The following is a 21,992-nucleotide window of genomic DNA, read 5'->3' as shown; positions in this document are numbered from 1 at the left end:
ACCTATGGCGCTTACTAAAGCTGAAATGTCAGAAAATTTGTTTGAAAAACTGGGTGTTAGCAAACGTGATGCTAAAGACCTTGTCGAAACTTTCTTTGAAGAGGTTCGCCTTTCCTTAGAAAATGGTGAGCAAGTAAAATTATCTGGATTCGGTAACTTTGATTTACGTGATAAAAATCAACGTCCCGGACGTAACCCAAAAACTGGGGAAGATATTCCAATTACTGCACGCCGTGTTGTTACTTTCCGTCCAGGCCAAAAATTAAAAAGCCGCGTGGAAAAAGCAACACCTAAAGAGTAATCATATCAATTGATATAGAAAAGACCGCCTAGGCGGTCTTTTGTTTTTGGAAACTGTGATAGTAGTTGAGAGTTGATTAGACATCATAGGATTGCAATTTTAAATCGTGATTAATTAGAGCTTCTATGTAAATTTGTGCGTCACTATTTAATTTAAACTGAGAATCAGGAGGTAGATCTGATCTAGTGACCAAACTAGGTGCAAAACAAGTTGCTAAGTTGTAAGCACCCATTTTATTTATTTCCTTATTTTTTGTGATTTCAGCGAATAGAGGAATGACTAATTGTAGTGTTAACGGTGTTTTTTCAAGAGATAAAAATGCATGTTGAGCATTTTTATCTAGTTCTTTCAGTTGCTCTCTTTTGTCCTGATTGGTTGAGTTTTGAGTGGAAATTTCCTTTAATAACGCAGATTTTTGTTGTATTGCATCGGCTAATTTATGAATGGATTCTGGAGGGGTTTCTAATGAATGAATATTTTTTTCTATTAGATTAGCAGCAATCCTTTTGTAAGCTGAAGTATAAATTTTAATATCAACAATATCTTTGTTTAAAAGATATTCTTTAAGTGGTTTGCCTGCGAGCAGGTGTGAGACTAACTTATCACGTTCAAGCGCATTTGCTGATGTGCGAAAAATACCAATTGTTTCACTGTAGTTTGGGTGAGTTAAAATGGCGCTACCCAGTTTATTAAGCTGAAGATAATTCATTTTTTCATCGCTAGTGAGCTCTTTACAGTAACCGATGGCCTTTATGTTTTCTTGCTCTATCTTTTTCGCAGCTAATTTGTTTTTTTCACAAATTGGTGAGGTTGGGGGCATTTCAGTAGAGAAGGTGGGATAGTGTTTGACCGTATTTGATTGAAACTTGTGTAAGATATAGTTTTTTATACTAGACAGAACATTGATTTTTCTGATTGAATTTATAAACCCTTTCTTCTTCTCACTAGAGGGACGCATATTTTCGTGAGGATTTGTTATCAGTGATGATTTGAGTGCATTGTTTCTAACTTTCATAGGTTTCCATAGAGATTATGTTAAAATTAAAAATTAATTTAAATCTATGGTGATAATATATCTTGCATAAAAAACGGTAATTTTCTAACTCAATAATAAATAAGTAAATATATATATGACTTATTCTTTGCTTGGATTACAAAAACAACAAAATAAATCAGACATACGTTTAATCGTGTTTTTGTTTTTCTCCCTTTTTATCATTGCAATATTATCGCTTAGTGCAGGGGAGATTTGGTATTGGCCTAGCCAATGGATGAATGACACAGCACAACTTTTTGTTTGGCAAATTCGTTTTCCTCGCACACTTACGGTCATTGTGATTGGTGCAGCTCTTGCTGTCACAGGGGCAATAATGCAAGCCTTATTTGAAAACCCATTAGCAGAACCTGGCTTATTAGGTGTGAGTAATGGCGCAGGTGTTGCTGTAGTATTGACTGTATTACTATCGTCAGGCATGACACATTACTGGCTATTAAGTGTTAGCGCGATTATAGGTGCTTTACTGTTTACCTCTATATTGCTTTACTTTGCTCGTCGTAAGGACATGAATAATTCCAGTTTATTGCTTGTTGGGGTTGCACTTGGTGTGATTAGTGGGGCTTGTATGACATGGATGGTGTATATGAGCAGTAATTTGGATTTACGCCAATTACTCTATTGGATGATGGGGAGTTTTAGTGGGGTTGATTGGCGCCAAATGGGCTTAGTGGCTGCATGTTTGCCCTTTTTATTTTGGGCTCTTTTTCAAGGGAATGTGTTGAATTATATTTCATTGGGGGCTGTTCAAGCTTATCAGTTAGGTATCTCAATACATAAATGGCGAATTATTTTAATTGTTATTAGCGGAGTCTTGATTGGGCTTAGTGTTGCCATTGCAGGTGCTATTAGTTTCATTGGTTTAGTTGTTCCACATATATTGCGGTTAAGTGGTATCACGGATAATCGTTTATTATTACTGGGTTGTGCGGTTGCCGGCGGGTTGGGCTTATTGGTTGCAGACTTACTTTCTCGCTTATTAATCGCGAATGCAGAAATACCAATTGGTGTGGTCACTGCCACATTGGGTGCACCAATATTTATCGTATTATTAATTCGTCATCAACAATGGCGGTAAATACGATGAATGATCAACCAATAATTGATATTAAAAATATTAACGTTAATAAACGGTTAATTAATATTTCAGCTCAGGCTTTTCCCGGTGAGCAAATTCATTTATTAGGCGCAAATGGCTCAGGGAAAAGTTCGTTATTAGGTGCGATAAGTGGTTATTTGCCTGTAGCGGGGGATATCCACATTAATGGTATTAATCTACAACAGTATCGTGTTTCTCAATTAGCTACCCAACGTGCGTATTTTCCTCAGTTCGTCAATACCATGCCTATCTTGAAAGTTTTTCAATATCTTGAGTTATTTTCACCTAAAAACTCGCGACTAATAGGTATTTTTGAACGTTTATGTACTGATTTTCAATTAATGCCCTTACTTCGAAAACGGATTACACAACTTTCTGGAGGTGAGTGGCAACGAGTTAGACTTACCGCAGCATTTTTACAGGTTTGGGATGAACAGTCATTGGCGGGAAAATTCATATTATTTGATGAACCAATGAGCAATTTAGACATTATCCAACAGGCAACGTTAGATAAATGGATTAAATATTTTTGTGATTGCCTAGGAACCGTTATAATGAGTGGACACGACCTCAACCATTCTTATAAAAATGCGTCTGGTATTTGGCTGATGAAACAAGGAAGGCTAATGGCGATAGGAAAACCTGATGAGGTGATGACAGAAAAAAATTTATCTGACATTTTTATGTCTGAAATTAAGCTAAGTCAAAACACATCGAATAGAATGTGGCAAATTATAAAATTAGCGGATTAATCGAAAAGTTGATTTAATCACTTATTTTTATGCGGGATAATACAGCAAGATTCGCAAGTGTTGAGGTTCGGTTAAAGTATAATTAACTAGAATATTCTATTCACAATGAAAACTAGGCTATAAACAATATGAGCAATTTCTTACCATTTTCAAAACCAGCAATTGGTGATGAAGAGGTCAAGGCAGTTGAAAAAGTTCTGCGTTCAGGCTGGATTACAACAGGCCCACAGAATCACCAGTTAGAAGAGGATTTCTGTAAACGCTATGGTTGTAAGCATGCGATAGCACTTTCATCTGCTACTGCGGGTATGCATGTTGTCTTAATGGCATTAGGTATCGGCCCAGGTGATGAGGTGATTACACCATCACAAACATGGGTTTCAACCATTAATATGATTGAATTACTGGGTGCTACACCTGTAATGATTGATGTTGACCGCGATACATTGATGATCCAACCCGAAGCGGTAGAAAAAGCGCTAACAACAAAAACTAAAGCAATTATTCCGGTACATTACGCAGGAGCTCCTTGTGATTTAGACGCGTTGCGTTTAATTGCTCAAAAAGCGGGCGTTGTATTGATTGAAGATGCTGCACATGCTGTTGGTACGCGTTATAAAAATGAGTGGATTGGCGAGAAAGGCACGTCTATTTTCTCATTCCATGCTATTAAAAATGTTACTTGTGCAGAAGGGGGGTTAGTCGCAACAGATGACGACGAACTTGCTCAGCGCGTACGCACACTTAAATTTCATGGTTTAGGGGTTGATGCGTTTGATAGGCAAATGCAAGGCCGCAAGCCACAAGCTGAAGTTGTAGAACCCGGTTTTAAATACAATTTATCGGATATCCATGCCGCAATAGCGGTAGTGCAGTTATCTCGTGTTGAGCAATTAAATCAACGTCGAGCTGAACTGACAGCACAGTATCGTGAATTGCTAAAAGACTCTCCATTACAGATGCTTAGTGTTCCTAATTACCCTCATTTGCATGCTAATCATTTATTTATGGTTCGTGTTGATAAAAACGAATGTGGTATTGACCGTGACACTTTCATGGAAAAATTGAAAGAGCACGATATTGGAACGGGGCTACATTTTCGCGCAGCCCATACACAAAAATATTACCGTGAAAAATATCCTGAATTAACGTTACCTGAATCGACATGGAATAGTGCAACATTATGTTCGTTACCGCTGTTTCCAGATATGACGGATGATGATGTTAAACGGGTTGTAAAAGCAGTAGAAGCAGTTCTTTTGGAGTCTAAATAGTGTCATACGCAGATGAATTTGATGAGATAAAAAAAGTCTCAGTGGTAATCCCTGTCTATAATGAAGAACAGAGCTTGCCACAATTATTAGAACGTACTATCAAATCATGTAAACAACTGACTCAATCTTATGAGTTAATTTTGGTCGATGATGGTAGTAGTGACCGCTCAGCACAAATGTTAACGGATGCAGCAGAAAACCCTGATAACCATGTGATTGCTATTATCCTTAATCGTAACTATGGTCAGCACTCTGCTATTATGGCGGGCTTTAATCAAGCAGATGGGGATTTAGTTATTACCTTGGATGCGGATTTACAAAATCCACCTGAGGAAATCCCACGTTTAGTGCAAACAGCGTCGCAAGGTTATGATGTAGTAGGCACGCGTCGTGCTAATCGCCAAGATTCTTGGTTCCGTAAAACGGCATCTAAGATGATTAATGCGATGATCACTCAAGCAACAGGGCGTTCAATGGGGGATTACGGTTGCATGTTACGTGCTTACCGCCGCCATATCATTCAAGCTATGTTGCAATGTCATGAAAGAAGTACATTTATTCCTATTCTTGCGAATACGTTTGCGCGTAGAACGATTGAAATTGATGTTGCGCATGCGGAACGTGAGTTTGGTGATTCTAAATACAGCTTTATGAAGCTGATTAACTTAATGTATGACTTGTTGACTTGCCTAACTACTGCGCCACTGCGTTTATTAAGCGTTGTGGGTAGTGTTATTGCTGTCGGTGGTTTCCTGCTGGCGGTTTTATTGATTGCACTACGTTTAATTTTTGGCGCAGAGTGGGCAGCAGATGGCGTATTTACCCTGTTTGCAGTACTCTTTATGTTTATTGGTGCGCAGTTTGTTGCTATGGGTTTATTAGGTGAATACATCGGTAGAATTTACAATGATGTGCGCGCGAGACCTCGTTATTTTATTCAAAAAGTCGTCGGAGCAGACCTTAAATCCGACAAAAATCAGGAAGAAGACTAATGAAAGCTATTGTTTTTGCCTATCATGATATTGGCTGCGTAGGGCTAAAAGCGCTTGAAAAAGCGGGTTTTGATATTCAAGCAGTGTTTACTCACACTGATGACCCAAATGAAAACCACTTTTACTCTTCAGTTGCACGCTTAAGCGCTGACATGGAGCTTCCTGTTTTCGCACCTGAAAACGTTAATCACCCACTGTGGATTGAACGTATTCGCGAAATGAAACCTGATGTGATTTTCTCTTTTTACTACCGTGATATGCTAAGTGAAGAACTGCTGTCAATTGCACCTAAAGGGGCTTTTAACTTGCATGGTTCATTACTGCCTAAATATCGTGGTCGTGCGCCTATCAATTGGGCACTATTAAAAGGTGAAAATGAAACGGGTGTAACCTTGCACAAGATGGTGGCTAAAGCTGATGCTGGCGATATCATTGCGCAAGAAAAAGTGGTAATCACTGAAACTGATACGGGCTTAACCTTACATGCAAAAGTTCGTGAGGCGGCAGAAGTTTTATTAGATAAAACACTACCACTAATCGAAGCGGGTACCTATAAAGCGGTTGCTCAAGACGAAAGTCAAGCAACGTATTTTGGGCGTCGTACAGCGGAAGATGGTCAAATTGACTGGAACCGTAGCGCAAAAGAAATTGATTGTCTTATCCGTGCGGTGACTGAGCCATATCCAGGCGCGTTTACTTATTTAGGCGCACGCAAAATGGTTATTTGGCGTGCACGTGTTCTAGATGACAATCAAGGTAAAGCTGCGGGGACTGTACTTTCTAATGACCCTCTGCGTATTGCTTGTGGTCAAGGTGCGATTGAAGTTGTTAGTGGGCAAAGTGAAGCAGGTTTATATATGCAAGGTAACCGCCTTGCTACCGAAATGGGTATCGTGACTGATGTTCGTGTAGGTGCGAAACCAACTGCACAAGTTAAACGTCGTACTCGTGTTCTTATTTTGGGTGTAAATGGCTTTATTGGTAACCATTTAACTGAACGTTTATTAAAAGATGGAAATTACGATATCTATGGTATGGATATCGGTTCATCAGCAATTGAGCGTTTTATTGGTAACCCTCGTTTCCACTTTATTGAAGGTGATGTAAGCATCCATACTGAGTGGATTGAATATCACATTAAAAAATGTGACGTTATTCTGCCATTGGTTGCGATTGCAACACCAATCGAATACACCCGTAATCCGCTGCGTGTTTTCGAATTAGACTTTGAAGAAAACTTAAAAGTTGTTCGCTATTGCGTGAAATACAACAAGCGCATCATCTTCCCATCAACTTCTGAAGTTTATGGTATGTGTGATGATAAAGAGTTTGATGAAGACGAATCACGCTTGATCGTCGGTCCTATCAATAAGCAGCGTTGGATTTACTCTGTCTCTAAACAGTTACTTGACCGAGTAATTTGGGCATATGGTGCAAAAGAAGGTCTGAAATTTACCTTATTCCGTCCATTTAACTGGATGGGGCCTCGTTTAGATAGCCTAAACTCTGCACGTATTGGTAGTTCACGCGCGATTACTCAGCTAATTTTAAACTTAGTTGAAGGTTCGCCAATCAAACTTGTTGATGGTGGTGCGCAGAAACGTTGCTTTACTGATATAAAAGATGGTATCGAAGCGTTGTTCCGCATTATTGAAAACAAAGACGGTAAATGTGATGGTCAAATCATCAACATTGGTAACCCTACGAACGAAGCAAGTATTCGTGAACTGGCTGAAATGTTGTTAGAAAGCTTTGAAAATCACCCACAACGCGATAAGTTCCCTCCGTTTGCTGGCTTCCGTGAAATTGAAAGCAGTAGCTACTATGGTCAAGGCTATCAAGATGTCGAGCATCGTAAGCCAAGTGTTGAAAACGCACGCCGCTTATTAGATTGGGTTCCAACTATCGACATGAAAGATACTATTGAAGAAACATTAGATTTCTTCTTGCAAGGGGCAGTTGAAGAACTAGGTAATAAAGACTAATGAAAAAAGTTGGCTTGAGAATTGATGTGGATACCTACCAAGGTACATTAAAAGGGGTTCCACAATTACTCAAAGTGCTTAAACAGCACAACATTCAGGCCAGCTTTTTCTTCAGTGTAGGACCAGATAACATGGGGCGCCATTTATGGCGCCTTTTGCGTCCTAAATTTCTGTGGAAAATGCTCAGGTCGAATGCAGCGTCTCTTTATGGGTTAGATATTTTACTCGCAGGCACCGCTTGGCCGGGTAAAAAGATTGCTAAAGATTTAGGCTACTTGATGAAACAAACGTTGGATGAAGGCCATGAAGTTGGTCTACATGCATGGGATCATCAAGGTTGGCAAGCTAAAGTTGCAAAATGGAGTAAGTCACAACTTACCGAACAAGTGAAGTTAGGTGTTGATGCATTAGAATGTGCCATTGGTCAACGTGTAACATGCTCGGCTGTTGCTGGCTGGCGAGGTGATGAGCGAGTATTAGAAGTTAAACAAACGTTTAATTTTGACTACAATAGTGATTGTCGTGGCAAATATCCATTTCGACCGATTATGGCGGATGGTTCTCTTGGGACAGTTCAAATTCCTGTAACATTACCAACTTACGATGAAGTTGTAGGGACTGTCGTGAGTGATGAAGCATTTAATGATTTTATTCTTCAAGCAATTAAAGAAGATCAAGGCGTTCCAGTTTATACTATCCACACAGAAGTGGAAGGAATGTCAAAATCGGAACAATTTTTACAATTATTGGAACGAATCACACAAGAAGAAATCCAATTCTGTACATTGAGTGAATTACTGCCAGAGGATTTAAATTCATTGCCAAAAGGGCTTGTGGTCAGAGCACCATTCCCTGGGCGTGAAGGCTGGCTAGGCTGCCAAGAAGAGGTATAAGCAATCTATGTTGAATAACCGAGCGAGCAAAGTAGGAGCCTCTCTGCTGGCTCTTTTTTTTATCCTGACCTATTTATTGCCGTTGAACAGCCGTTTACTTTGGCAACCCGATGAAACACGCTATGCAGAAATCAGCCGCGAGATGCTACAGCGGGGGGATTGGATTGTCCCTTATATGTTGGATGTGCGTTATTTTGAAAAACCAGTTGCAGGTTATTGGATAAACAATATCAGCCAAATGATCTTTGGTGATACTAACTTTGCAGTTCGTTTCGGTTCTGTTTTTTGTATTCTTCTTAGTGCATTACTGGTTTATCGCATGGCAAAAATGATGTGGCGTAATAGCCACGTTGCTTATGTTGCAAGCCTGATTTACATCTCGATGTTTTTAGTTTTTTCCATCGGGACATACAGTGTACTTGACCCAATGTTATCTTTATGGATAGCGGCGAGTATGTTTTGTTGTTTATGGGCGCTGAAAGCCAGAGAAGTCAAATCTAAACTTGGGGCATGGGTTTGCCTTGGGTTAGCTTGTGGTATGGCATTTATGACTAAGGGTTTTTTAGCCCTTGCTATACCCGTGATCGTCATGCTTCCAGTCACACTGTATCAAAGGCGTTTTCTTGAATTAGTAAAGTATGGGCCACTTGCGATAATTTCAGCGGTCATTATTAGCCTTCCATGGGCATTGGCGATTGCTAAACAAGAACCTGATTATTGGAATTATTTTTTCTGGATAGAGCATATTAAACGTTTTACTGCGGATGATGCTCAGCATATTGCACCTTTTTGGTATTATATCCCCATTATATTGCTCGGTGCCATCCCTTGGGCGGGTTTACTACCCGGCGCAATAATCAAAGGGTGGAAAGAACGTAAATCTAGCCCTGATATGTTCTTTTTACTGTGTTGGTTTATAGTGCCAGTTATCTTTTTTAGTATTTCTCGCGGTAAGTTACCAACCTATATGTTGCCGTTTATGGCGCCTTTAGCTCTCTTAATGGCAAAGTATGGGGTTGATTGCGTGCGTAATGGCACGATGAGAGCGCTAAAAGTTAATGGTATTATTAATATTGTATTGGGCATTGCTGCAGTGATTGCTGTGATTGTGATAAGCACAGTGATAAAGAAACCGTTATATGAACCAGATGAATGGTCAAAAATGGTTTTAGGTGTCGTTGCTTTCTCTATCTGGGCGATCATCGGTTACCTTTGCACCGTGCTTAATGCCAAATATTGGCTTTGGGCTGCGTCATGTTCATTGGCGGTTAGCTTATGTATTGGTAGTGCCTTACCAAACAACACCATTGATTCGAAATTGCCGCAAAACTTTATTCATCAAAACCATGATTTGTTGATGAATAGCCGTTATTTAATGGCGAGTAATGTTGGTGTTGCGGCTGGTCTTGCTTGGGAAACTAAAAACTCAAATATTTATTTATATAATAGTAGTGGTGAGTTGACCTACGGTTTGAAATACCCTGACAGCCAACATCGGTTAGTTAAACCAGACCAATTTGCACAATGGTTAGCAAAAGCACGTCAAGAAGGGCAGGTAACGGTGGTCTTTTTATTAGGTCGTAAAGAAGGGTTACCGGATATACCTAAACCAGATGAAGTCATTAAAAATTCGCGTATGGCGATTGTGGTTTATCATCAACAATGATAGCTCAACTATTACTATTATTACTTGTTAGCGTATTAACTTGCATGGGGCAAGTGGCTCAAAAACAAGCTGTGGTAAATTGGCAGAGTGAAAAAACCAATAAAACAGCATCAGCACTTCGGTGGCTGGTGCTGGCGGTTTTCATGCTGGGTCTTGGCATGTTGTTTTGGCTGAAGTTATTGGAAACCATGCCTCTCAGTATTGCTTACCCAATGCTAAGTATTAACTTTGTATTAATTACTTTGATTGGTCAGTTTATCTATAAAGAACAAACAGGGATTAGTCATTGGCTAGGGGTCGCAGCGATCATGTTGGGTATTTTACTAATGAGTATCAGTGTATGAATAAAGGATATTTATGGGTACTTGGCAGTGCATTACTAGTGACTGTGGCCCAACTGAGCTTGAAAGCCGGTGTGGTTGAGTTACCCTCATTTACACTTGGCTGGCACTGGTTACAAGCAGATTGGTTATTGGCAAATTTTGTTAGCCTAAGTATTATTTTTATAGGGTTAGTTTGCTACGCATTATCGATGCTATGTTGGTTATTTGCATTAAAATATATCGCATTAAATAAAGCCTACCCCCTTATCAGCCTTAGTTACGTATTCGTCTATATTCTCGCTGTTTTGTTACCTTGGTTTAATGAACCTGCGACATGGTTAAAAGCAGCGGGAATTGCCTTTATTTTATTAGGCGTTTGGTTGATTAGCCGACCAACAAAACAAATGAAAAGTAATAATAAGGGGGGGTAAAATCTAAGTTGCTTATTTTTTATTCTTCACGCACTATAATCTCAGTTAAATATTGTAATAAGAACTATGAATAAGGTGCTTTATGCTTATAAAAATACAACACCTACCATTACTTTTGTGTCTAGTTTTAATCGGCTGTTCATCAACGACAGTTAAAAGAACACCGCCTCCGCCGCTAAAAACACAGTTGTCCGACCCAATAATGACAATAGCACAGTTAAAAGACCAATTAGAACAATGGTATGGGACGCCTTATCACTATGGTGGAATGAACCAAAGTGGTGTGGATTGTTCAGGTTTTGTTTATCGCACCTTTAACGATCGTTTTGCTATCCAGCTGCCCCGAACGACGGTGGACCAAACTCAGTTAGGGACGCGAATTGATAAATCGGATTTGATGCCAGGGGATTTGGTTTTCTTTAAGACTGGTTCAGGGGAAAATGGGTTACATGTGGGTATTTATGATACCGATAATACTTTTATTCATGCTTCAACCAGTAAAGGGGTGATCCGTTCCTCAATGGATAACGTTTATTGGCGAAAAGTGTTCTGGCAAGCAAGGCGCATCTAAACTCGCTATTTTTTTCAGTGATTATGCTATCTTAGAAGCAATTTTTGTTTTAAGGGTAGTTTTTAATGTCTAGGTTACGTTTACTTATCTCCGAATCTTTTGATCCTTGGTTTAACCTTGCGGTTGAAGAAACTATTTTTCGACAAATGTCAGCAGATCAACGTGTTATGTTTTTATGGCGTAATGCGGACACGGTGGTTATTGGTCGAGCTCAAAATCCTTGGAAAGAATGTAATACCAGAAGGATGGATGAGGACAATGTTCGCTTAGCACGTCGTAGTAGTGGCGGTGGCGCAGTATTCCATGATCTGGGAAATACATGTTTTACGTTTATGGCGGGGAAACCTGAATACGATAAAACAGTTTCTACACAAATTATCGTTGATGGTTTAGCTCAAGTGGGTATCGCTGCACAAATTTCTGGGCGTAATGATTTGGTTTTAGACACTGAAAATGGCCTAAGAAAAATCTCTGGCTCTGCTTATCGTGAAACAAAAGACAGGGGTTTTCATCATGGAACCTTGTTAATAAATGCTGATTTAAGTCGTCTAGCAAACTATTTGAACCCAGACCCTAAAAAGTTGCAAGCAAAGGGGATCACCTCGGTACGCTCTCGGGTCGCAAATTTATCTGAATTAGTCCCTAATATTTCCCACGAAAAAGTATGCGAAGGCATTATTAAAAGCTTTTTCGAGCATTTCGGTGAGACGGTTGACCCCGAATATATTTCCCCTGAGAAGTTACCTGATCTACCCAATTTCAAGGAAACTTTTGCTAAACAAAGTAGCTGGGAATGGAATTTTGGGCAGGCGCCTGCCTTTTCACATTACTCTGATACTCGATTCCCGTGGGGGGGAATTGAATTTCATTTTGATATTGAAAAAGGTGTGATTAACCGCTGTCAATTTTTTACTGATAGCTTAGACCCTTCGCCATTAGAGTGGCTCAGTGAACAGCTAGTTGGTAAGGTCTATCAAACAGAGACTATTCGTTTATTAAGTAAACAAATGATGCAGAAATGGCCTCAATTACAGGAACAATTGGCTGATTTAGAAAACTGGTTGGTTTTAGAGTTAAGTTAAAAAAAGAGCCGACAGTTGTCGGCTCAGACATAGACATTAAAATAACGAATAGGAAAAGGGACTTATTGAATAAAATAATTAACTATGACAGTTACAAGTCATAAAGCTTTTACATTCCGGCATTTCACCAGTTTGGCGGAATTTTGCCGGCGTTGTATCAAAATGTTTTTTAAATATACGAGTAAATGTAGCTTGTGAGCTGAAGCCATATTGCAACGCAATATCAAGAATAGGTAAGTTGCCTTCACGTAATGATTTAGCGGCTTCTAACAAGCGGCGTTTACGCACATACTCGCCAAGCGTGCATCCTTTCATTTCTTTGAAAACACGCTGTAAATGCCATTTCGAATAACCACTTTTATCGGCTATTGTGTCGATTTTGATGCCTTCATTGCGTTGCAACTGGCTTTCTAGCCACTTAACAATATCATTGACTACACTTTCTGACATATTTACCTCCTACTCAAGTAGGCTATTGTTCATTAATAACTAATAATAACTCACGAAATTAGGATCTATTCTTCCTGTTTTTCCGATATATCGATAGGCTAAACGTGCGGTTTTTTAATGAGAATACCTATCACTACGATAGATGTTGATAAATTTAACATTTTAAACATACATCATTGTATGTTTAAATATATAAAAAATCAATGGGTTGTGTTTTAACTTTGATTTTTATGATAGGTTATTCTGGTGGATTTACTATATATTCAAATTAATTGTTCAAGCTGTTCGATTTTATTAACCAAGTAAATAATTGAAAAATTATCGCACTACATTTAAAGACAGTTCTATAACGATAAACAGGAAATTCCGAGTTGATTTTTTTAGAGAAAAACACTAAATGATTGGCAGTTATAGGGAGAATTATGGTGATTGGTTTTATTATCAACATAATACTCCGTTAATGAATTTTACCTCTTTTTTGCCAAAACGCTGTAGATGCTGGGTCTGTGACATAGCTTTTGGCGTATTTAACTAAACCTACTCCCACTGAGTTTTATGTTTTCATGAGGCTGTCACATCAAGGAAAATGGCGATTAGAAGCCAATGTTTCATGTTATTTACCCCTATTAAATATGGGGTAAAGCTAAAACTTGCTTACACCATTCATCTTGCTCAGGTGTGCCTTCAGTACGCTGACCATACATTTGTATAATCTGATTGCCTTGGGTATCAAAAACCTCCAAGCTTGTTACAAAGCCATCTTTAGTCGGTTTTCTTGTCACCCAACATTCAGCGATACCATTTTCAATAATGTGCAGTTTGCAATTAAGACCAATAATGTTTAACCAGTGAGTTTGGGTATTTTCTACGGTTAATGATGTTATTTCACTGATTTTACCAGTGAAAATTTGTACACAGCCACGATTACCAACGAAAAGCATAATTTCATTTTGTGCTTGGTGGGCGAGTGACAGTAAACCTGATAATGCACTGCGAGGGACTTGCCATGCTAGTTTACGGCTAACAACGCGGAAGACTTGCTGTCTGCTTAGATTATTATTTTTTAAGATGGTGAAAAATTGGTGGACATCTGTCATATTGCGCCATTCTTGTTCTAGTTTTTGTGCAAGTTCACGATCAATCGACCGTTCAGAAAACGGTTTGACTTCATGGATGGTGAGAGGGCGGTTTTCTGATGTAACATATTGTTTAATCAATGTTTGCCATGCATCGAGATTCGTCGACTTTGTGGTAAAAACTTTGTGTAAGGCATCACCATGTTTGTCAAAAAACTGAATGCTATGACGTAGGCCTTCAGTTGTTTCTTCTACTAATGAGAATGCTGAACGCCATTGAGCAAAGAACATTCTAAGGTCAAGAGCTCGAGGATTGAGAAATAAACCCGCATGTGAGCTGAGCCTTGCATTATCATATTGACCAATTTGAATATTAACGGCGTACTCATTACGGGTAACCCCTTTTGCCACCCCGATGGATGCTAAACTTTGCAAGATATCAGGCATTTTTCCAGATAACCTTTGCACGTTATCTTGACCAACGCGGCAATGAAGAAGCTGTGCTTCTGAAATATTTAGTTGTGCTGCTATTTCGCGCGCATATATACCCTTATGCTCTTTTCGTATTTTTTGGTAATCGCTATAGCTATTTGAATTCAAAATAATTTCCTTAAGGTTAAGTAGAGTAAAGTGTTATCAACTAATTTCGTATAAGGACATAGTAATTTGCGCTATGAAATTAGCTGATAACATAACTTATTGGTTGTTAACTATTATTTGTTACTAAATTACCAGTTATAATTTACGTTAAAGTAAAAATTCCTACCTTCCTGTGGGACCCCCATGGAAGAGATATACTGTTTATCAAAGGCATTTTTCATAGTAAGCGTGGAACTTAACCCTTTAATGAATTCATCAGCTTGATAATTCACATAAAAATCATGTAATTGATAACCTTTATATTGAACAACTTCTTTGTGGTAGCGATCTAAACCATCTTCTGATCTGTGGTTGTATAATTTATATTTGTCATTACCCTGAAATTGTGTTTTTGCAGTAAATTCGCCAATCCAACCAACATGAAAGCCAGTAGTTGCAATAGGAGCATTGAATCGAGTAGTTATAGTCTCGGGGCGTATTGATGAAAGGGAATAATGAGTGTCATCTTCACTTCCAGTTGTTTTGTTGTGGTTAATATTCAACTCAAACCAGTGTGTTTTATAGCTTACAAAGCTGTCTATGCCATAAATAGATGCAGAAGGGATATTAATATAATACAGCTCATCGGGGAACCACACTCCCAATCTTCGGTTATAACTACCGCTAAGGGCAATATACTGCTTAGCTTTGGTATTAAAATAAGTGGACCCAAATTGAAGATGGTCATTATCGGAAATTAAATTATCAAAGCTGAATTTCATACCCATTTCGAGTGTTTTATTGGTCTCAGGTTTTAAGTCAGGCGATGGACGAAAATTAGAGGCAATACGAACCCAAGGAATAGTGAAATGGTTTGAATTGTTATAAAGCTCCGACATTCGTGGTGTCCGATAACTTTCAGCATAAGATGAATGAAGATTTAACCAGCTAGTAGGGGTTGCACTTACAGCAAAGCGAGATGACCAGTTAGTATGCTTGTTTTCAGGGAAATTCTCTCTAGAAGCTTGGTACTGGGTGAAACGTGTCCCTGCGGAGAAAGTGATGGGTAAATGATGCAAAGTCATATCATTTACCAGCCAGCCAGACATGTTAGACAATTCTGATGGCGGATAGCTGATTGCATATTGATTTGATGTTTGTTTCTGTTGGTAATATTCAAAACCACTTTGAATATAGTGGTTTACCCAGTTATACATTGGTAAAGAGACGCTATTAGAAAATTTAGTCCCATAGGTATATTGGTTGCGTTCCTCAGGGCCATATTCACCAGGCTTTTTGATAATTTTGATGGTATCAGTTTGGTCTAAATACAAGTCGGTATAATAAACACTCCATTCAGCTTGCCAATTTAAGCTGTTTTGCGGCTTAAAATACTGATTAATTGCAATATCCCGCTGGTGGCTTTGCCTTTCATGGGGGGCGTTCGGATACTTAGTTTTTTCCGTGGGTTTTGCCGGTTGTTTTAAGCTCAGGCTATCGTTTCGATATTCTTTTAACTGTAATGTTAGGTTGTAAGATGGGTGTGGTAGCCAAGTAGTTTTGAGCATCCAGTTATGGATTTTTTCAACATTATGTGCCAGCTCAAATTCGGGAGAACCCATAATATGCTTTTTACGCTGACTGTAACTGAGCAATGTGTCAAATGACTCAGAACGACCTAATAAAGTTGCGCCTGCATAGTAACTATGGTCATTACGGTTAATGCCGCTAAACGCTCGCCCACCTAATTTTTGCCCCGGTTTTAAAATATCGGCGGCATTTAATGTTTTGAATGCGACCACCCCAGCGAGAGCACCTCCACCATGATGAACTGATGCGGAGCCTTTGTGGATATACACTTTGTTAATCAAAGTCGGGTCGATAAAAGTGGCATCATATAACCCTGAGTTAAAATCTTGAGTGATGTTATCTATTGTGACTTTTACCCCCCGAGAGTCATACCCTCGCATTTGAATGCCTTGGCCATAAGTGCTATTAGACCCAGAGACAAATACGCCGGGTTGGCCTTTTAGTAAATCCAAGGCAGAAGTTGCAGATTGTTGTTCAGGCGCTTGGGCGTCAATCACATCAACTTGCTCAGCCACGGCAATTTCTTCAAAACCGAAGGGGGAGGCTGAAACTTGGATAACATCTTGAGCTAATACGGAATGGCTCAACCCGGCTAAAGTAATAGCGATGGTGAGTGTTGAAATAGGGAATTTTTTTTCTTGGAATATAGATGCAGGCATCGGTTTAAACTGCATAGGAAGTCCTTTCCTTATATTTTAGGTTACGCTGGCTGCCTGGATAGATTATCTGGGTGGCATGCTAAAAGTATTTTATATAACGTTTTTATTTATTAGCGTTTATTATCAACCCCGCCTTTTGGTTGATAAATTTGATAGCGATATAAAACAATCCATTGTTATATTTGCTATTTATTGCCAATAAACAAAGAGCTCCATTTCAATTTAGTAAGCACCTTAGATGAATACATACCCGAATTTTTATGGGGACTTAACCTATTGTTTATCGTCTTTTATAGTCATTAATAGAAATAATGGCGTTGTTTTACAGTGAGCTAATAGATAAAACGAGCTGTAGTGAGAATTATTATCGTTAAGGTTTGAGTGGTCAAGAGTTTTTTTGATTTAATCTGTGCTTTTAATTTAAATAAACAGTTATTAATATAAATTAATTATATTTAATTGAGTGTTATTGTTATTTTATATTAAAAAGCCCTTTAATTAGAATATAACTAAAGGGCGTGATAGAAATGTTTGATACTAAGCTAGGCTATTTGAAGCGAGAATCAACCGCTTGAGAAAGGATTTCAATGAGTTGTTCAGTATCTTCCCAGCCAAGGCATGGGTCAGTAATCGATTGACCATAAACTAAAGCTTGGTCAGCGATGACTTTCTGTGTGCCTTCAATTAAAAAGCTTTCAGCCATTACACCGCTTATCGCGGTAGAGCCATCCTTTATTTGCTCTGCAATATCCCGAGCGACTTCTAATTGACGGCGGTGAATTTTTTGACAATTACCATGACTAAAGTCGACGACTAAATGCTCTGGCAGTTCAAATTTGCGCAGCTTATCGCAGGCTGCGGCTAAGTCCCCAGCAGAATAATTCGGTTGTTTCCCCCCGCGCATAATAATATGGCCATGTGGATTACCGCTGGTTTGGTAGATGGTCATTTGGCCGTTTTTATCTGGGGACAAAAACATATGTTGTGCTTTTGCGGCTCTAATTGCATCAATAGCAATATTAATATTGCCATCTGTACCATTTTTAAAACCAACAGGGCAGGAGAGCGCAGAAGCCATTTCGCGGTGAATTTGGCTTTCTGTCGTTCGCGCACCAATAGCCCCCCAACTAATAAGGTCAGCAATATATTGGCCCGTAACCATGTCGAGAAACTCAGTTGCTGTTGCTAAACCAAGCTGGTTAACTTCTATTAGTAATTTTCGCGCGAGGCGTATCCCTGTATTGACTTGGCAGGAGTTATCTAAATTTGGGTCAGAAATTAGCCCTTTCCAGCCAACAACGGTGCGCGGTTTTTCAAAATAAGTCCGCATAACAATTTCTAAGCGGTTTTGATGACGTTCCCTTAATACATTCAGCTTTGTCGCGTATTCAATTGCCGCGTCAATATCATGAATTGAGCAAGGACCGACGATAACAAGTAAACGCGGGTCTTCCCCCGATAAGATCTGTTCTATGCGCTTACGTGACGCTGTCACGTTATTGGCAACCTTTTGGGAAATAGGAAATTCATCAGCGAGAGTTTGTGGTGTAATTAAACTGTCCACTCTTGCAGTGCGTAATTCATCAGTTTTTTGCATTTTGGTTCTCAAAACTTTAATAGGCAGATGCCGTATCAGTGATAAAGATCACAATAAACGAAAATGGCTTAATTTCAACCTACAAAGTAATTTGTATCAATTATATTTTATATTTTTTATCAAAATATACGTCTCTGTAAACCCATTGTATCAATCACTTTTGCTGAAATTTCTTCCACTGAGTAGTTAGTTGTATTTAAGTAGTTGATTTTATTCTGCCTAAATAATGCTTCGACTTCAGCAATTTCAATACGGCACTGCCTTATCGATGCATAACGGCTATTTTCACGGCGTTCTTCACGGATAGCGGCTAAACGTTCAGGGCTAATCGTTAAGCCAAATAATTTGTGGGTATAAGGGCGAAGAGCCACGGGGAGCTTTAGATTGTCCATATCATCAGCAGTAAATGGATAATTGGCGGCTTGAATGCCAAATTGCATAGCTAAATATAGGCTGGTAGGGGTTTTGCCACAGCGAGAAACACCGATAAGAATGACTTGAGCTTGGTCTAAATTACGCAGAGAAATACCATCATCATGTGCGAGTGTATATTCAATGGCTGCAATACGAGCATCGTATTGGATCATATTTTGCATTGACAAGCCGTGCGTACGATTGAGCTTAGGTTCTGGTTCAAGGCCAACTTCTTTTTGGATTGGAGCAACTAAACTTTGGACAATATCTTGGCAAAAACCAGAACTTTGCGTGATGATTTGCCTAACTTCAGGGGAAATAATCGAATAGAACACTAATGGGCGAAGTTGTGTTTCTTCAAATATGGTATCAATTTTTTGTTTTATTTCTTGTGCGCGGGCCGGCGTGGTAACGAAAGGCAGGGTATAAGAAATAAAAGCTAGTGGAAATTGTGAAAGGACAGCATGCCCCAGAGTTTCAGCAGTGATAGCTGTACCATCTGAAATAAAGAAAACAGTTCTTTGTATTGGGTTGTTCATCGAATCTAATTTATTCATTGTTATTTATCTTTTATTGTATTTATCACTAGTTTTATAGAGATATTATCTTTGTTTAAAGTTTAAAAATTAGTTTATAAGGGAAAGTATAGCCATTATTTGAGCGATTTTTAGAACAAAACATTTTTCTTATTTGATGGAACGATTCACCAGTCCATCTTCTACTAATGTCTGTGCTAGTCTATTTCACGAGGCGAATTTTCGCCAATGAGATTTTTTACGATTTGTACTCTGTCACTAAATTGCTATAAAAGGATCACTTTCAATGTCCACAAATGGCCTTACTCCGTGTAATGTACTTTGGTATAACCAATTAGGGATGAATGATGTTGACCGGGTTGGCGGTAAAAATGCCTCCTTAGGTGAAATGATCACAAACTTATCTGATCTGGGTGTATCCGTACCTAACGGTTTCGCGACAACCGCACAGGCGTTTAATGATTTTCTGGAGCAGAGCGGTGTAAATCAACGCATTTATAACCTGCTAGATGAAACGGATATTGATGATGTGAACCAACTGGCTGTTGCAGGTGCTCAGATCCGTCAATGGGTGATTGATACGCCATTGACGAAGGAGTTGGAACAAGATATTCGTGACGCGTTCGCTCAACTTTCAGAAGGGGAAGCCGAAGCATCATTTGCTGTTCGCTCATCAGCAACCGCAGAGGATATGCCTGATGCTTCATTTGCGGGGCAACAGGAGACATTCCTTAATGTTCAAGGGATTGATGCTGTATTAGTGGCGATTAAACATGTTTTTGCTTCGTTGTTTAATGACCGCGCTATTTCGTATCGTGTTCACCAAGGTTACGATCACCGTGGAGTAGCTCTGTCGGCGGGTGTGCAAAGAATGGTACGCTCTGATTTAGCATCTTCGGGCGTGATGTTTACTATTGATACCGAATCTGGTTTTGATCAGGTAGTTTTCATTACCTCAGCTTATGGCCTAGGTGAAATGGTGGTACAAGGGGCGGTAAATCCGGATGAGTTTTATGTCCATAAACCAACCTTGAAAAATAACCGCCCTGCGATTGTACGCCGTACTCTAGGCTCTAAAAAACTACAAATGGTGTATGCCGATAGTAAAGAGCACGGTAAACAAGTTCAGATTGAAGATGTGCCAGAAACCCTACGCAATCGTTTCTCTCTGGCTGACCATGAAGTTGAAGAGCTCGCTCGTCAAGCTTTACAGATTGAAAAGCATTATGGTCGTCCAATGGATATTGAGTGGGCTAAAGATGGCCATAATGGGCGTTTATATATTGTCCAAGCAAGACCAGAAACAGTGCGTTCAAATCAACAAGTCATGGAACGCTATCAACTCAAAGAGCAAGGACAGGTTTTAGTTGAAGGGCGTGCTATTGGTCACCGCATTGGTTCCGGTGTAGTAAAAGTGATTCATAATTTAAGTGAGATGGATCGCATTCAGGCTGGTGATGTCTTAGTTACAGACATGACAGACCCTGACTGGGAGCCAATCATGAAAAAAGCTGCTGCGATTGTCACTAATCGTGGTGGGCGTACTTGCCATGCCGCTATCATCGCTCGTGAGCTAGGGATACCTGCTGTCGTTGGTTGTGGTGATGCAACTGACCGTTTACAAGAAGGTCAAGAAGTCACTGTTTCCTGCTCGGAAGGTGATACTGGCTTTGTTTACCAAGGCAAGTTGGAATTTGAAATTCACAGTTCTGAAGTGAGTGAAATGCCAAGCCTTGGTGTCAAAATCATGATGAATGTGGGTAATCCTGACCGTGCATTTGATTTTGCTTGTTTGCCAAATGAAGGTGTTGGTTTAGCGAGACTGGAGTTTATCATCAATCGCATGATTGGTGTTCACCCAAGAGCATTGTTAGAATTTGATGAACAGTCTCCTGAATTACAAACTGAAATCCGCGAAATGATGGCCGGTTATGACGACCCAATCGAGTTCTATGTGGGCAAATTAACCGAGGGTATTTCAACGTTAGCAGCAGCCTTCTGGCCAAAACGCGTTATTGTGCGTTTATCAGACTTCAAATCAAATGAATATGCCAATTTAGTCGGTGGGGATATTTATGAGCCTGAAGAAGAAAACCCTATGCTTGGTTTCCGTGGTGCAGGGCGTTATGTTTCTGATAGCTTCCGTGCATGTTTTGCGTTGGAATGCGAAGCCGTTAAGCGCGTGCGTAATACTATGGGGCTCACGAACGTTGAGGTAATGATCCCGTTTGTGCGTACTGTCGCACAAGCTGAGGCTGTCATTGCGGAGATGGCAAAACATGACCTTAAGCGCGGAGAGAACGGCTTAAAAGTGATTATGATGTGTGAAATACCATCGAATGCTTTGCTGGCTGACCAATTCCTTGAGCACTTTGATGGGTTCTCTATTGGTTCAAACGATATGACTCAATTAACATTAGGCCTTGATAGGGATTCTGGTGTTGTTTCTGAGCTATTCGATGAGCGAAACGACGCGGTTAAGGCAATGCTATCGATGGCAATACAAGCAGCTAAACGCCAAAATAAATATGTTGGTATTTGTGGGCAAGGTCCTTCAGATCACCAAGACTTCGCTCAGTGGTTAGTTGATGAAGGTATTGATAGTTTATCTTTAAACCCAGACACTGTCGTGCAAACTTGGTTAACGATCGCTGAAAATCAGTAATCA

Annotated in this window: 19 protein-coding genes; 13 read left to right on the top strand and 6 right to left on the bottom strand. The window is 39.5% G+C overall.

Annotation, left to right across the window (positions count from 1 at the left end):
- Window positions 1-4 precede the first annotated feature (4 nt).
- Window positions 5-301 (top strand): integration host factor subunit alpha, encoded by a 297-nt coding sequence (gene ihfA / locus M1F14_RS15945; RefSeq protein ID WP_004263721.1) that lies wholly within the window; start codon window positions 5-7, stop codon window positions 299-301.
- Window positions 302-377: 76 nt separating this feature from the next.
- Here ihfA and M1F14_RS15940 read toward each other — a convergent pair whose 3' ends face one another.
- The gene (locus M1F14_RS15940; protein ID WP_181469232.1) at window positions 378-1,316 is read right to left on the bottom strand and encodes a RhoGAP domain-containing protein; all 939 of its coding nucleotides are present in this window, start codon (window positions 1,314-1,316) and stop codon (window positions 378-380) included.
- 115 nt (window positions 1,317-1,431) lie between these two features.
- Here M1F14_RS15940 and btuC point away from each other — a divergent pair, with 115 nt between their 5' ends.
- The 11 genes from btuC to M1F14_RS15885 all read left to right on the top strand — a co-directional run bounded on the left by btuC (window position 1,432) and on the right by M1F14_RS15885 (window position 12,423).
- On the top strand, window positions 1,432-2,433 hold the full coding sequence (btuC, locus tag M1F14_RS15935; protein ID WP_048606996.1) for a vitamin B12 ABC transporter permease BtuC: 1,002 nt from the start codon (window positions 1,432-1,434) through the stop codon (window positions 2,431-2,433).
- Between the two features lie 5 nt (window positions 2,434-2,438).
- A complete protein-coding gene (locus M1F14_RS15930) occupies window positions 2,439-3,206 on the top strand; it encodes an ATP-binding cassette domain-containing protein (RefSeq protein WP_042844062.1) in 768 nt (255 codons plus the stop codon).
- A 128-nt stretch (window positions 3,207-3,334) separates the two neighbouring features.
- Window positions 3,335-4,480, top strand: a complete 1,146-nt coding sequence (arnB, locus tag M1F14_RS15925; protein WP_042844061.1) for a UDP-4-amino-4-deoxy-L-arabinose aminotransferase — start codon at window positions 3,335-3,337, stop codon at window positions 4,478-4,480.
- The gene (gene arnC, locus M1F14_RS15920; protein WP_042844059.1) at window positions 4,480-5,472 is read left to right on the top strand and encodes an undecaprenyl-phosphate 4-deoxy-4-formamido-L-arabinose transferase; all 993 of its coding nucleotides are present in this window, start codon (window positions 4,480-4,482) and stop codon (window positions 5,470-5,472) included. Before arnB ends, arnC begins: the two co-directional genes overlap by 1 nt.
- A complete protein-coding gene (gene arnA / locus M1F14_RS15915; protein WP_042844058.1) occupies window positions 5,472-7,457 on the top strand; it encodes a bifunctional UDP-4-amino-4-deoxy-L-arabinose formyltransferase/UDP-glucuronic acid oxidase ArnA in 1,986 nt (661 codons plus the stop codon). Before arnC ends, arnA begins: the two co-directional genes overlap by 1 nt.
- Window positions 7,457-8,350: a 4-deoxy-4-formamido-L-arabinose-phosphoundecaprenol deformylase gene (gene arnD / locus M1F14_RS15910; protein ID WP_181469233.1), complete on the top strand. Its 894-nt coding sequence runs from the start codon at window positions 7,457-7,459 to the stop codon at window positions 8,348-8,350. Before arnA ends, arnD begins: the two co-directional genes overlap by 1 nt.
- 7 nt (window positions 8,351-8,357) lie before the next feature.
- Window positions 8,358-10,016, top strand: coding sequence for a lipid IV(A) 4-amino-4-deoxy-L-arabinosyltransferase (gene arnT, locus M1F14_RS15905; RefSeq protein WP_181469234.1), 1,659 nt, complete (start codon window positions 8,358-8,360; stop codon window positions 10,014-10,016).
- Window positions 10,013-10,360, top strand: coding sequence for a 4-amino-4-deoxy-L-arabinose-phosphoundecaprenol flippase subunit ArnE (gene arnE / locus M1F14_RS15900; protein WP_181469235.1), 348 nt, complete (start codon window positions 10,013-10,015; stop codon window positions 10,358-10,360). Before arnT ends, arnE begins: the two co-directional genes overlap by 4 nt.
- Window positions 10,357-10,770 (top strand): 4-amino-4-deoxy-L-arabinose-phosphoundecaprenol flippase subunit ArnF, encoded by a 414-nt coding sequence (arnF, locus tag M1F14_RS15895; RefSeq protein ID WP_042844054.1) that lies wholly within the window; start codon window positions 10,357-10,359, stop codon window positions 10,768-10,770. Before arnE ends, arnF begins: the two co-directional genes overlap by 4 nt.
- Window positions 10,771-10,852: 82 nt before the next feature.
- The gene (locus M1F14_RS15890) at window positions 10,853-11,341 is read left to right on the top strand and encodes a C40 family peptidase (RefSeq protein ID WP_042844053.1); all 489 of its coding nucleotides are present in this window, start codon (window positions 10,853-10,855) and stop codon (window positions 11,339-11,341) included.
- A gap of 65 nt (window positions 11,342-11,406) precedes the next feature.
- Window positions 11,407-12,423: a lipoate--protein ligase gene (locus M1F14_RS15885; protein WP_042844052.1), complete on the top strand. Its 1,017-nt coding sequence runs from the start codon at window positions 11,407-11,409 to the stop codon at window positions 12,421-12,423.
- Between the two features lie 78 nt (window positions 12,424-12,501).
- Here M1F14_RS15885 and M1F14_RS15880 read toward each other — a convergent pair whose 3' ends face one another.
- The 5 genes from M1F14_RS15880 to M1F14_RS15860 all read right to left on the bottom strand — a co-directional run bounded on the left by M1F14_RS15880 (window position 12,502) and on the right by M1F14_RS15860 (window position 19,315).
- Complete coding sequence (locus tag M1F14_RS15880; RefSeq protein WP_042844051.1) at window positions 12,502-12,873, bottom strand: helix-turn-helix domain-containing protein; 372 nt, start codon at window positions 12,871-12,873, stop codon at window positions 12,502-12,504.
- A 626-nt stretch (window positions 12,874-13,499) separates the two neighbouring features.
- Window positions 13,500-14,549: a hemin-degrading factor gene (locus M1F14_RS15875; protein ID WP_048607004.1), complete on the bottom strand. Its 1,050-nt coding sequence runs from the start codon at window positions 14,547-14,549 to the stop codon at window positions 13,500-13,502.
- Window positions 14,550-14,677: 128 nt separating this feature from the next.
- Window positions 14,678-16,792: a TonB-dependent receptor domain-containing protein gene (locus M1F14_RS15870; RefSeq protein WP_048607006.1), complete on the bottom strand. Its 2,115-nt coding sequence runs from the start codon at window positions 16,790-16,792 to the stop codon at window positions 14,678-14,680.
- Between the two features lie 532 nt (window positions 16,793-17,324).
- Window positions 17,325-18,374, bottom strand: a complete 1,050-nt coding sequence (locus M1F14_RS15865; RefSeq protein ID WP_042844048.1) for a 3-deoxy-7-phosphoheptulonate synthase — start codon at window positions 18,372-18,374, stop codon at window positions 17,325-17,327.
- A 119-nt stretch (window positions 18,375-18,493) separates the two neighbouring features.
- Window positions 18,494-19,315, bottom strand: a complete 822-nt coding sequence (locus M1F14_RS15860; protein WP_269466240.1) for a pyruvate, water dikinase regulatory protein — start codon at window positions 19,313-19,315, stop codon at window positions 18,494-18,496.
- A gap of 295 nt (window positions 19,316-19,610) precedes the next feature.
- Between M1F14_RS15860 and ppsA the strand changes: the two genes are divergently transcribed.
- Window positions 19,611-21,989: a phosphoenolpyruvate synthase gene (gene ppsA, locus M1F14_RS15855; RefSeq protein WP_042844046.1), complete on the top strand. Its 2,379-nt coding sequence runs from the start codon at window positions 19,611-19,613 to the stop codon at window positions 21,987-21,989.
- The last annotated feature ends 3 nt before the right edge of the window (window positions 21,990-21,992 follow it).

It is taken from the genome of Providencia sp. PROV003 (assembly GCF_045040775.1).
Lineage (GTDB): Bacteria > Pseudomonadota > Gammaproteobacteria > Enterobacterales > Enterobacteriaceae > Providencia > Providencia huashanensis.
Note: the sequence above shows the minus strand (reverse complement) of the source record. Positions and strands in the feature narration are given on the sequence as shown.